Here is a 13,004-nt window from a genome sequence, read left to right as displayed (position 1 = left end):
GCTGCGATCACTTGCTGGCGACGGCCGATGCCGCAGCCTCGACGCCGACGACGGCCTGGCCGTCCTTCTCGGTGCGGCGATCGAACGTGATCGTCTTGCCGAACTTCAGTTGCAGCCAGCTCGGGTAGTTGTAGCCCTTGCCGTTGTTGTGGTCGATGATCGCGCCGATGCCGCCGCCGAAGATGATGTTGCCGTACATGCCGCCGCCTGCGCGCGAGATCGCGTGGGCGATGGCCTGCGGGCTGTTCGGGTCCGTGCAGACGATGTCCAGGTCCTTGCTCGAGCGGTGAACCGGGATCGCTTCGCCGGACTTGCCGGTGAAGTTGCCGTAGTCGTTGGTCAGCCGGCATTCGGCACCCTTGACCTCGGTGCCATCGGCCTTCAGCGTTTCCACGCGGATCGGCTGGTTCGATTCGTTGATGATCGACGCGCAGCCGGTGGCCAGCACGCTCAGCGCAAGCGCGCTCAAAAGACGGGTCTTCATGAAAATCCCTCCGGATTGGATTGGTTCTGTTGATCGCAGCCCCTCTGCTGCGCGGCGCAGTGTAGAAGCGACAGGCAGAATTTCTTTCCCCACTTTTGGGGGTGACCGTGATCGATGACACACACGGTGCGCCCGCGGAGGATCCCGATGCACCTGGAAGGCTCCTGTCACTGCGCCGCCGTGCGCTTCAGCCTCGAATCGCACAGCCCGCAGCCCTACATGCACTGCCACTGCAGCATCTGCCGCAAGACGGCCGGCGGGGGCGGTTACGCGATCAACCTCGGCGGCGACGCGACGACGCTGAAGGTGCGCGGCCGCAAGCACCTGGCGGTCTACCACGCGGTGATGCGCGAGCCCGGCAAGCGCGCGACGCGCTCGAAGGCGCAGCGCCACTTCTGCGTCAAATGCGGCAGCGCGCTGTGGCTGTGGGATCCGCGCTGGCCCGACCTCGTGCACCCGCATGCGTCGGCGATCGACACGCCGCTGCCGAAGCCGGCCGAGGTCGTCGAGGCGGCGCTCGCCTTCGTCGCGCCATGGGTCGACGTGCCGACGGGGCGCGGTCATGTGCATTCGCAGCATTGGCCCGACGAATCGCTGGCCGACTGGCACCGCCGGCACGGCGTCTGGAGCGGGTGACGGCGGTCTTGCACCGCGCGCCGATGCCCCGCCGCGGTGCAGATTGCTGCACGCCGCGCAAAGCAGTTTCAGCCTGGACGCACGGACTGGCGCGGGACGCGAACACCACGTACGTGAATACCACGAGGGCAGATCGGGGCGAATGCGCGAGCATCGACGCTGGTCGCAACGGAGCACCGCAACACGACACGCCGACGCTGCGCGTGATCGTCGTGTCCCACGGGAACACAGGGCTTTGCCAGGACTGAAGTTCAACCACCCGCCGCACGCAGGAGACACCATGCGCAGCCCCCGGACCCGTTTTTCCAACCTCTTTCTTGCGAGCGCGCTGAGCCTGGCCGCCGCTGCCGCCTTCGCCGCCGACCCGATCAAGATCGGCGTGGCCGGACCGTTCACCGGCGGGTCGTCGTCGATGGGGGTCAGCATGCGCGACGGCGTGCGGCTGGCCGCCGACGAGATCAACAAGGCCGGCGGCGTGCTGGGCCGCCCGTTGCTGCTGGTCGAGCGCGACGACGAGGCGAAGAACGAACGCGGCGTGCAGATCGCGCAGGAGCTGATCAACAAGGAGCGGGTCGCCGCGACCGTCGGCTACATCAACACCGGCGTCGCGCTCGCATCGCAGCGCTTCTACCAGGACGCGAAGATCCCGGTGATGAACAACGTCGCGACCGGCTCGCTGATCACGCACCAGTTCGACAGCCAGCCCGAGAACTACATCTTCCGCAATTCGGCGCACGACAGCATCCAGGCGCCGATGATCGTCGACGAAGCCATCACGCGGCGCGGCTTCAAGAAGGTCGCGATCCTGGCCGACTCCACCAACTACGGCCAGCTCGGCCGCGAGGACCTGGAGAAGGCGCTCGCGCTGAAGGGCGTCAAGCCGGTGGCGGTCGAGAAGTTCAACATCAAGGACGTCGACATGACGGCCCAGCTGCTGAAGGCCAAGGAGGCCGGTGCCGAAGCGGTGCTGACCTACGGCATCGGCCCGGAGCTCGCGCAGATCGCCAACGGCATGACCAAGCTCGGCTGGAAGGTGCCGCTGGTCGGCAGCTGGACGCTGTCGATGGCGAACTACATCGACAACGCCGGCCCGGGCGGCGAGGGTGCGCGCATGCCGCAGACCTTCATCCAGGAGCCGACGACGCCGAAGCGGCAGTCGTTCATCATCAACTACCTGAAGACCTTCAACCCGAAGAACGCGCGCATCGATTCGCCGGTGTCGGCCGCGCAGGGCTACGACTCGGTCTACCTGCTGGCCGCGGCGATCAAGCAGGCCGGCAGCACCGAGGGCCCGAAGGTGAAGGCCGCGCTCGAGGACCTGAAGGCACCGGTCGAGGGCGTCGTGACGACGTACAACAAGCCGTTCAACAAGGGCGACCACGAGGCGATCACCGCGAACATCCCGGTGTTCGGCGAGGTCAAGGGCCAGCGCGTGGTCTATGCCTACCCGGACGACTTCAAGAAGGCGTCGGAAGTCCGCGTGAAGGACCCGAACGCCAAGGGCGCGCTGACCGCGACGAAGAAGTAAGACGCCCCGAGACCGCGCCGCCGCGAGCCCCGGGCCACGGCGGCGCTTGTTCGAGCCCATCCCTTGCGCAGGAAGCACCATGCAGATCCTGACCCAACTCATCTACAGCGGCATTGCGCTCGGGATGATCTACGCGGTGATCGCGTTCGGTTACCAGCTGACCTTCGCGACCTCCGACACGCTGAACTTCGGCCAGGGCGACGCGCTGATGCTGGGCGCGCTGGTCGGGCTGACGCTGGTCGGCCTGGGGCTGAACTACTGGCTGATGATCCCGCTGGTGTGCGTGTTCGGCGCGCTGCAGGGGGCTGTCGTCGAGCGCATCGGCGTGCGGCCGGCGATCAAGATCAAGTCGGAGTTCGGCTGGATCATGTCGACGATCGCGCTGGGCATCATCTTCAAGAACGTGGCCGAGAACGTGTGGGGCCGCGACGACCTGAAGTTCCCGTCGCCGCTGCCGGAGTCGCCGCTGAAGTTTCTGGGTGCGAACGTGCTGCCGATGGAGATCCTGGTGGTGGTGGGTGCGCTGCTGATGATGCTGGCGGTGGAGTTCTTCAACCGCAAGACCATCTATGGCAAGGCGGTGGTAGCGACCTTCAACGACCGCGACGCTGCCAAGCTGATGGGCATCAACACCGGCCTGGTGATCACGTTCTCGTACGCGCTGTCGTCGCTGACGGCGGCCTTCGCCGGCGTGCTGATCGCCCCGCTGACGCTGACCGGCGCGACGATGGGCGCAGTGCTGGGCCTGAAGGCCTTCGCGGTGGCGATCATCGGCGGCCTGACCAGCGGCATGGGAATCATCGTCGGCGGGATCATCCTCGGCATCGCCGAGACGACCACCGGCTTCTACCTGTCGACCGGCTACAAGGACGTGCCTGGGTTGGTGCTGCTGCTGATCGTGCTGGCGGTGAAGCCGGCAGGCTTGTTCGGCAAGTCGGCCATCAAGAAGGTCTGAAGGCGTGAGCTCCGCCATGCGCAGCCCGGATGAAGCGCAGCGCAATCCGGGTCAATCTTCCATTCAATCTTTTCCCCTCAACAAAAGCAGGTGGTGCTTCGCGGGGGGCGAGGGGATGGGCTGGGGGCGATTTCTGGGGCGACGAAGAAGATCGGCTTTGGGGATGGCGCGCGCCAGCGCGCTTCGTRGACTGACTCATCGGCACTGTYTGACCACAGCGAACGAAGTGAGCGGAGGGAGTTTGCCGATGCATCCCCAAAGCCGATCTTCTCCGTGGAGTCGGCCGCCAGGCCGACCGCCCCAGCATGAGCCCCCGGCCCATCCCCTCACCCGCCGCGACGCGCCAGCGCCAACATCAGAACGCCGAACAAGACCCTCCGTCGCTGACATCAAGGCACCCCGACAGCTGCGGCTGGTTCCGCACCTTGCCCCATTCCGACGCCAGCGGATCGGCCTGCTTGTCGTCCGACGACAACCCGCGGATCAGCGACGCCGCGGTGCAGATGTAGGGCTGCGCCAGGTTGCGCCCGTACACGCCCGATTCGAACTGCGACTGGAAGCGCGACTGCAGCGCCTCGCGCGTCACGCCGAGGATGTCCAGGTTGCCGATCGGCGCCGCTGCCACGCCGAGCACCAGGTTCGCGCCCTGGAACGTGATGGCGTAGCCGGTCGGTGAGGCCAGCGTGCCCTGCGTGATCGCATAGCTGCCGTCGGGACTGGTCGGCGTCGCCGTCGTCGCAAGCGCACCGGTCAGCGCGGTCGCGGCGGTGTCGCCACCGACCAGTCCAGTCACCGTGTAGGTCAGCGGCGGGATCGCGCCGGCCGGTCCGCTCGCCGGCGCTGCCACCACCGTCATCGTCGGCTGCGTCGGCAACAGCACCTGCCGGCCCGTCGACGGCAACGCGATGCCCGACACCGAACACGTCCCGGTGTCGCCGAACGCGCAGCCGTAGTAGCGGACCGCGCCGGAGTCGGCCGCCAGGCCGGTCACCGCCGGCGCCCACACGCTCCAGCGCGCACCGGCCGACAGCGTCGCGCCGGCGCCGAAGACCACCTGCGTCGGCGACACGATGTCGAGGCGGCCGATCTCGTTGTCCATCGAGATCGAACGGTTCAGCGTGATGCTGCCGGCCGCTTGCAGCAGCGCCGTCGCACCGCCCTGGCTGTCGGTGATCGCGAGCGTCGAGAAGCCGGCACCGGCCGCGTCGAACGACGCCGCGCTCGCCGCATCGATCACCAGGTTGCCGCCGGTCACCACCGACAGCGAACCCGGCGGATCGAAGGCCAGCGTGCCGATCTGGTTCTGCGCGTTCGTCAGCGTCACGTTGTTGCCGCCGCTGCCCTGGATCACCAGCGTCTGCACGGCGATCGCGCCGGCCTGCGTCACGGTGCCGCTGCTCATCAGCCCGAGCGTGCCGATCGTGTTCTGCCCGCCCAGCACGATGCCGGCCGCGCCATTGCCCTGGTTCTGCAACGTCAGCGAAACGCTGTCGTGGTTCGTCAGCACGCCGCCATCCAGCGTGATCAGCGCGACGTGGCCGGCCGAGCCGACGACGATGCCCTTGGCCGCCGTCACGCCGCCATCGACGTCGCCCGCCGGCCGCAGCCAGGTCGGGTCGACACGAAACTCGTTGACCGGCGGGCCGCCGGCGTTGGCCGCGCCGATCCGGATCGCGATGCCGGTCTGCTCGGTCAAGCCGCCGTTCGCATCGACTCCCAGCGGCCGGAAGTTCACCGACCCGGTCGTGCGCACGAACGGGTTGAACGAGGCGCCGAGGTCGAGCGCGGTGCCGCCACCGCTTTCGCCGCCGATCACCACGTTGGCGCCGGTCGGACCCGGCGTGCTGCTGCTCGGGCCGCTGTCGATGTGCAGGCCGTTGCTGTCGCCGACGTTGTACTGAACGCCGGTGCCGCCGCTCGCATTCGCCGCCTGCCCGGCCAGCGTGATCGTGCCGGTCGAGCCGGCCGCGCCGGCGATCGACAGCGTGCTGTAGCGCAGCCCGACCGCCGGTGTGATCGCCGTCGGCGTGAAGCCGGCATCGTCGGCACGCCCGGCCAGCCGCACCGAGCCCGTGCCGGCCGAGATGTCCAGCGAGCCGATGTCCAGCCCGATGGTCGGGTTGCCGGCACTCGCGATCCGGGTCGCGATGCCGCGCAGGTCGACCGTGCCGGCCGCGGTGGTCAGCGTGGCGCCGCTGATCTGCACGCCCGAGCCGGCACCCGCGGTGCCGAGCACGGTGATGTCGTTCGCGGTGATGTCGGCGCCGAACATCGAGACACCGGATTCGAACGTGCCCGGGCCGCCGGCGCCGCGGATGGTCACGTCGCCGGTACCGGTCGTGCCGCGCGTGTCGATGCTGCTGTTGTTGATGTCGACGCCGGCGATCTGCCCGTTGCCGTGTGCGAATCCGGCGCCCGGCGCCCCGCCGCCGCTCAACAGCAGGCTGCCGCCGCCGGTCGTGATCGTCGCGCTGTTGATGCTGATGTTGCCGCTGCCGGTGCTGTCCAGGTCGCTCAGCAGGTTGATGTCCAACGGGCCGGCGCCCTTCACGGTGATCGAGCTGCCGGTGCCGATCACGACGCTGTCGTGCGCCCGCAGCGTCAGGATGGTCGCGACGGTGCCCGCGCTGCGCACGATGGCGGTGTTGTCCGCCAGCGTGATGGTGCCGGTCGCGCTGCCGGTGTCGCCGGAACCGGTCGAGATTTCAACGCTGGTGCCGCTGTCGAGCGCGGCCGAGAGGTTGTCCGCGCGGATGTTGGCGCCCGGACCCGTCGGGGTGAACAAGCCGTCGGTGGTGGTGGCCCCGCTGGCCGAGATCGTCACGTCGAACGGGTCCAGCACCCAGGTGCCGGTCTGGCCACCCGCCGCGCGGGGACCCGCGTCGACCGTGCCATGGCCGATCAGCGCGCCCGAGGTGCTGTCGGCCAGGCTGGCCGTCACCGCAAGGCCCGAGGTCTCGATGCTGCCGCCGTTGCCGCCGTTGACGCCGCCGCGCGCATGCAGCGTGCCGTACATCTCGAGCACGCCGAATTCGACGCGCGGCAGGCCGGTCGGCGAGGCCGACACCATGCGGTTCAGCATCGCCTGCATCGCGATCGACCCGCCATCGCCGGTGCCGGTGGCATCGGCGCTGACGACGGCGTTGCTTGCGACCACCAGCGAGCCGGTGTTGATGCTGCCCATCGCGATGCTGCCACCGCCGGTCGCGCCATCGGCGGCCACCGAGACCTTGCCCGTGTTGTCCAGCGCGATGTCGCGCCCGCCGAGCGTGATGCGCCCGCCCCGGCCGACCGTGCTGCTGGCGCCGAGCACCGCGTCGCCGCTCAGGACGAGTTTCGACGCCGCATCGCTGCCGACATCGATGTCGATCGTGCCGCCCGCGCCGGTCGTGCTGTCGGTGCTGACCAGGCCCTGGATCGTGATCGTCTCGCTGCGCGTGCCGTCTTCTCCGACGGCCGCACCGACGCGGATCGCCCCGCCGCTGGCCAGCGTCTGCGAGCCGGTGCCCAGCAGCACGCCGCTGCTGCGCTGGGCCGGCGTGTCGACCGCGATCTGGATGAAACCGCTGGTGGTGACCGGCGCCAGCGTCGCGGTCCCGCTCGAGGTCAGCGTGATCGAGCCGCGCGGCGCACTGATGGTGCCCGACTGCTCGACGCCGTCGCGCCCGATCAGCAGGATCGAGCCGCCGTTGCCGGTCTGGATCTGCGGCACCAGCGTGTCGGGTACGAGCACCTGCACGCTGCGCCCACCGGCCGGCGCCACGGTGGTCTCGAAGTCGATGCCGCCGCTGCCGTTGACGAAGCCGGCGTAGTTGTTGCCCGTCATGCTGGCCGACAGGTCGAGCGTGGTCGCCACCAGCGAGCCGACGTTCACCTGCGCCGTCGGCCCGAACACGATGCCGGTCGGGTTGACGAGGAAGACCCGGCCGTTGGCACTGATGCCGCCGTAGATCTCGCTGGCCTGGATGCCGTTGGCATTGCCGGTCACGCGGTTGATCAGGATGCTCTGCGCGTTCGGCTGCGTGAAGTTGACCTTCGCGCTGCTGCCGACGCTGAAGCTCTCCCACTCGACCAGCGCCCGGTTGGTGGCGCTGGCGTTCTGCGTGACGGCGAGCGTCGGGTTCGCGCCGCCGGTGGCGGTGCCGACGGTGGCGTTGATCTGCGCGCCGCCGGGCTTGACGACCGGCAGTTGCGTGAGCGGCGGTGCGGCAAGCGCCGTGCCGCCGAGCGCGAGGGCGGCGGCCAGCGCGACCGGCAGCCGGCGCGGCTGGAACGCATGGGATGACCCCAGGGACGACACGAGAGAGCGATTGCGGGTTGCCATGGCGGGATCCTCAGAATGCGTGCTGCAGCTCGACCAGGAAGCGGGTGCGCTTGTCGTCGGCTTCGGAGGTGACGGGCTCGTCGCCGCGCCGCGCGACCGCGGCCTTCAGCGTGAAAAACTCGGCGTTGGTGTACTGCACGCCCAGGCCCGAGCCGTGCAGGTTCAGCGTGTTCGGCCGGCCGTCGGCATCCGGGCGCTTGAAGCGCTTGCCGTGGCCCGCGTCGTGGAACACGAAGCCCGTCCACTGCGGGTCGATCCACAGCCGCAGCTCGGTGTTCAGCACCGCGGCCTCGTCCGACGAACCTTCGGCCGACGGGTAGGCGCGCACGCCGCGCGCGCCGCCGAGCGTCATCTTCTCGGCGTTGTCGAGGTTCTTGCTCGCGAACTGGCCGACCAGGCCGACGAACAGCGAGACGCGCGGCACGATGGCCTGCAGCCGGTTGACCTGCACGCCGAGCTTGCGGAAGCTGCCCTGCGTCGCGCGGTCGCCCAGGCCGCTGTCGTAGTCGCGGTAGGTGGCGCTCTCGATGTCGAGCTTGCCGAACTGCAGCGAGAGGTTGCCGCCGGTGAAGCCGCCGCCGGCAAAGGCGTCGCGGTTCTCGAACGACAGGCCGAACTCGCCGCCGCGGATCTTCTTTTCGGTGGTGTCGCCGAACTCGTCGACCAACTTCTTGCTCGTCAGCGCGACACGGCCGACCAGGTTGCGGTCGCGTGTGCGGATGAAGGGGTACGACAGCGACACGTCGGCGACGTTGGCCGAGCCGACCGCGCCGGTACCGGCGAAGTCCTGGCCCAGCTCGTACTCGACGCGCGAGATGCCGGCGCCCAGCCGCCACGCGCTCGCGCCGAGCGGGATCTCGTAGCCGGCCCGGCCGACCAGCGTGCCCTTGCCGCTGGAGACCGAGGCGCGCAGGTCGAGGTTGTCGCCCGAGCCGGTCGGGTTGTTCCAGCGCAGCAGCGCGCCGGCGCGGTACCTGCCGCTGACCTCGGAGCCGTAGTTGTCGGCATCGACGCTCGCATCCCAGCCGCGGCGCGCCTCGGTCTGCACCGCGATCGCGTAGCGGCCTTCGTCGCCGGTCGGCAGCAGCGTCGACTTCGCGCCGACGCCGGGCCAGTCGTTCAGCGTGTACATCGCGCGGTCGAGCGCCAGCACGTCGAGCGGCTCGTCCTTCGCGATGCCGTTGCGTGCCAGCACCGCGGCGATCTTCTGCGGCGAGATCGGCGGCTTGTCGGGGCTCTCGACCGTCACGCGGACGATGCGCGGCTCGACGATCGCGATCCGCAGCACGCCCTGCGCCAGGTCCTGCGTCGGGAAGCCGACGCCGACCAGGCCGTAGCCGCGCTCCTCGTAGAGGCGGCGCAGCGCGACCGCGACCACCGCCAGGTCGGTGGCGGCGATCTCGCGGTTCAACCAGGGCTTGACGACCTGCTGCAGCTCGGCTTCGGGCACCGCCTTGGTGGGCGTGAAGCGCACCGAGGTGATCGTGAACCGGACGACCGGCTTCGCGGTGGCGCGCGGCGCCGAGGCGGCGTCGGCAGGCTGCGGCGCGTTGCGCAGCGCAGGGGCTTCGGCCTGGGCGTGCGCCAGCAGCGGGAAGGCCAGCGCCAGCGCCATCGGCAGCGTGCGAAGGGGGAGGTGGGTCATGCTTGTTCTCATCGCGCGGCCACGGCGTTGAAGACCTGCAGGCGTCCGTTGCCGATCACGTTGAAGGGGGCCCAGAAGAAGGGGTGCGCGAAGCGGCGGTTCTTCTGCACCTCCAGCTCGGCCTGCTGCATCGCACCCATCAGGTCGCGGCCGCCGGCCAGTTCGCGGTACAGGCGCGTCATCAGCAGGTCGGTCGATTCATCGGCCACCGGCCACAGCGACGCGACGATGCTGTTGGCGCCGGCCGACAGGATCGAGTGCGTGAAGCCGACGATCTCGTCGCCGCGCGCGACCTTGCCGAGGCCGCTCTCGCAGGCCGACAGCGTCATCAGGCGCACGCCGTCGAGCTTCAGGTTGTAGATGTCGCGCGCCTCCAGCAGCCCGGGTTCGCTCGGCGTGGACGCCAGCAGCACGCGCGAGAACAGCGGATCGACCTCGTCGAGCTCGGCGTGCGCAGCGATGTGCACGACGCTCGCCGACGCGGCGCCCGCCTTGAAGCGCTGCTTGGTGGCCTCTTGCTGCACGAAGACCTCGCTGCGGCCGAACTGCTGGGCCACCTTCTGCACCTCGCGCTCGGCGCCGGGCAGCGGCGGCACGTCGCGGTCGGTGGCCGGGTTGCCGAAGCCGAGCAGCGACGAGGCCTGCGCATTGCCGCGCGCCAGCAGCTTCGAGCCGACGGCCGCCGACGGCCACACCGCCAGCGCGCTGCGCTCGACCAGGAACCCGCGGCCGTCGTGCAGTGCCTGGAACGGCAGGTAGTGCAGCGGGCCGTGCGGCACGACGAACAGGCGGCGGGTGCTTTTGTCGTCCGTCTGGCCCAGGTCGACGCCCGACAGCAGCGACTTGTAGAGTTGCTGCGCGAGCGCGGTGGTGTCGCGGCGACGCTCGATGACGCTGCTGCGGAAGCCGTCGACCTGCTTCGCGAGCGAGGCCTGGCCCTGCGGGATCACCGCGGCCGACAGCCCGCTGCGGGTGACCAGCCAGACGATGCTGCGGTCGTCGAGCACGTGGAACTGCAGCACCGCATCGCCGGTGCCGAGCGAGCGCTGCAGCTCGGCCAGCGACACCCGCTCCTGCGCCAGCGTGTCGCTCGCGCGGTCGCGGATCGAATCGAGCAGCTGGCGCGAGCGCGACGCCTCGGACAGCGTCCATGCGGCCTCGTAGTTGCGCGCGTCCAGGCTCAGGTTCAGCGCGGCGTTGAAGACCTGCTGGATGTCGCCGAACAGGCCGGTCTTGAACTCCTCGCTGGTGAATCTGCTGCGCAGCCGTTCGGCCTGCTGCACGGTGTCGAGGTAGGCCGCGAGCGCGGCCGCCTTGTCGCCGCGCGCGGCCTCGACGCGCGCGATGCCTTCGGAGGCCCACAGCCGGTGGTAGGCGGCGTCGCCGGTGCCGGGGTCGGCGAGCACCTGCCTGAACAGCACCAGCGCCTCGTTCGGCTGTGCGCTGCCGAGCAGCGCGTTGGCGCGGCTGCGCTTGTAGAACGGGCCGAGCTTGTCGGCCTCGCGCACCGGCACTTGGTCGAGCTGCTTCAGCGCCTCGGGCGCGCGGCCGGCGGCGGTGTAGGCGTTGGCGAGCGAGACCTGCACCAGCGGGCGGAAGCGGTCGCTCGCGAGCGCGATGCTGCGGCCGTAGTAGCCGGCCGCGTCGCCGTAGCGCGCGCGGCGCACCGCGATGTCGCCGAGCACCTTCAGCGACGGCGCGTGGGCCTGCTGCGGGTTCTTCGGCGTCAGCGCGAGCGAGCCGTTGGCAAAGCGCTCGGCCTCGTCGAGCAGGCCGGCGTAGTTGTAGGCGATCGCCAGGTCGCGCTGCGCCAGCGATTTCAGGTCGTCGTTGTCGTCGGCCTGGCCGAGGTGCAGCGCCTTGCTGGCGGCGCGGATGCTCTGGCGGAACTCGCCTTGTTCGGCGAGCGAGATCGAGCGGCCGCAGTAGCCGTAGCCGTCGAGCTTGACGACATCGCGTTCGTAGAGCGCCTTGCCTTCGGCGCTGACGGAGAACAGGCTTTCGGCGTCGCGCTGGCGGGCGAGCGCATCGCGGGCCTGCGTGTTGGCGGGGGCGAGGCCGTCGGCCGCGGCGGCCGATGGGGTCGACTGGCCGTGGGCGCCGGTGGCCAGCAGCAATGCGCAGGCCATCGCCACGCAGCCCGCACGAACTGAAGGAATCAACACAACCTATGCCTTTCGGTGCATGCCGGCCCACGCATGCCGCGGGCCGCGCGTGAGCGCAATCGCGGGGCGATGCTAGGAGGCGGGGGGGCGGTCACAAAGTGACCAAGGTGAGTCGGTGCGTGTTCTAGGGGGAAGCATGCCGCGTGAACTTTCCGACGCCCGCTGTTACAGAGGGGGCTGTTCAATGATGGGAGGTCTGCCTTGAACAAGAACATCGATCGCATGAGTGGAGGCAAAGGCCCGCGCGCGGGCCATGTGGCCGGACCACTCAGCAGGAAGCTTGAAGAGATCACGAGGCCGCCCAAGGTGGGCAAGGAGGTCAAGAACGTGAAGTTGATGGCCGGTGCCGGCCTCAAGCGGGCCGCGCTTCACCCGGAGGATGCCGGCGAAGCGACTGCGCTCAGGCGCAGGAAGAAGGCCAGGCCCGAGAACGAGGCCGAGCCCATGAAGAAGGTCGGGTTCGCAGCGGACGAACGCCTCGTCTCGTTTGCTCCGCCGCCACGCCTGCCGCAGGCGCCGGCCCGGACTTCAGTGCCGGAGCGGGAGGCCTTGCAGCTCATGAGCGATGCCGGCGCGCGGACCGGAGCGATCGGCAAGCTGCCATTGAAATCGGCGCGGGCCAGGGCCTTGTCGGCGCTGGTATCGGATCTCTCCGACCGCATGCTGGCGGTCGCGGGGCGGCGCCATGGCCCGGATTGGACAGGGGTCTCGCGCAAGCTGGCGCTGATCGCGCTGTTCCGTGGCGTGCTGACCCAGGCGGCTCTGGGCGGTGAGGCCGACATGGTGAAGGACGAACTCGGCCTGATCGCGGATCACATGACCGACCCGGGCATGCTGCGGGAGTACTGGCAGGTCGAGATCCTCGAGATCGTCGTTGCCAACGTCTTTGCCAATGTCCTCCCTCATGCCCGGCTGCCCAGCGCGCACGAGGTCGACCTGGCCGCCGAGCGGGCTTGCGTTGCGCTGGATTCGCTCTGCGAAGGCGCGAAGTCGCCGGTCGCCGTGGGACATGCGCTGGAGGCGTTGACCCACCAGTGGACCCTGCTCGGTGGCGACGTGACGCGGCTCTCGGCGGATTTCCGGCCGCTGATCACCGAGGTGGCGCGCCAGATCGCCAGGCTGGCACAGCGCGATTGACATCGCATTGAAGCGCGGCGGCGAAGACGCCTCAGACCGTTGGCCACCGCGCGCCACGTTTCGTCGGCATTCGTGCGTGGACACGAGCTGACAAACCAACCTGCCATGGAACTGCTACCGGTGCCGCGCC

The 13,004-nt window shown here is 69.6% G+C and carries 8 protein-coding genes; 4 read left to right on the top strand and 4 right to left on the bottom strand.

All coding sequences use genetic code 11. From position 1 onward, the window contains the following. Positions 1-7 precede the first annotated feature (7 nt). Positions 8-484 (bottom strand): hypothetical protein, encoded by a 477-nt coding sequence (locus ASC98_RS11050; protein ID WP_056803998.1) that lies wholly within the window; start codon positions 482-484, stop codon positions 8-10. A 147-nt stretch (positions 485-631) separates the two neighbouring features. Between ASC98_RS11050 and ASC98_RS11045 the strand changes: the two genes are divergently transcribed. The 3 genes from ASC98_RS11045 (at position 632) to ASC98_RS11035 (ending at position 3,603) form a co-directional block, all read left to right on the top strand. After that, positions 632-1,120, top strand: a complete 489-nt coding sequence (locus ASC98_RS11045) for a GFA family protein (RefSeq protein WP_056803995.1) — start codon at positions 632-634, stop codon at positions 1,118-1,120. Positions 1,121-1,400: 280 nt separating this feature from the next. Beyond that, positions 1,401-2,648 (top strand): ABC transporter substrate-binding protein, encoded by a 1,248-nt coding sequence (locus tag ASC98_RS11040; RefSeq protein ID WP_056803992.1) that lies wholly within the window; start codon positions 1,401-1,403, stop codon positions 2,646-2,648. Between the two features lie 79 nt (positions 2,649-2,727). After that, positions 2,728-3,603 carry a branched-chain amino acid ABC transporter permease gene (locus tag ASC98_RS11035; RefSeq protein WP_056803989.1) on the top strand — a complete coding sequence of 292 codons (876 nt, stop codon included), beginning with the start codon at positions 2,728-2,730 and terminating at the stop codon, positions 3,601-3,603. A 355-nt stretch (positions 3,604-3,958) separates the two neighbouring features. Here the strand turns inward: ASC98_RS11035 and ASC98_RS11030 are convergent, their stop codons facing one another. From ASC98_RS11030 to ASC98_RS11020, 3 genes are read right to left on the bottom strand one after another with little or no spacing between them, the layout of a single operon-like run. Continuing rightward, positions 3,959-7,927 carry an S-layer family protein gene (locus ASC98_RS11030; protein ID WP_082541753.1) on the bottom strand — a complete coding sequence of 1,323 codons (3,969 nt, stop codon included), beginning with the start codon at positions 7,925-7,927 and terminating at the stop codon, positions 3,959-3,961. Between the two features lie 10 nt (positions 7,928-7,937). Continuing rightward, positions 7,938-9,572: a ShlB/FhaC/HecB family hemolysin secretion/activation protein gene (locus ASC98_RS11025; protein WP_057480030.1), complete on the bottom strand. Its 1,635-nt coding sequence runs from the start codon at positions 9,570-9,572 to the stop codon at positions 7,938-7,940. Between the two features lie 8 nt (positions 9,573-9,580). After that, positions 9,581-11,701, bottom strand: coding sequence for a CHAT domain-containing protein (locus ASC98_RS11020; RefSeq protein ID WP_056810107.1), 2,121 nt, complete (start codon positions 11,699-11,701; stop codon positions 9,581-9,583). Between the two features lie 237 nt (positions 11,702-11,938). Here ASC98_RS11020 and ASC98_RS11015 point away from each other — a divergent pair, with 237 nt between their 5' ends. Next, entirely contained in the window at positions 11,939-12,874 is a 936-nt protein-coding gene (locus tag ASC98_RS11015; RefSeq protein ID WP_157597812.1) for a hypothetical protein, read from the top strand. Positions 12,875-13,004 lie beyond the last annotated feature (130 nt).

It is taken from the genome of Rhizobacter sp. Root1238 (assembly GCF_001425825.1).
Classification (GTDB): domain Bacteria; phylum Pseudomonadota; class Gammaproteobacteria; order Burkholderiales; family Burkholderiaceae_C; genus Rhizobacter.
Note: the sequence above shows the minus strand (reverse complement) of the source record. Positions and strands in the feature narration are given on the sequence as shown.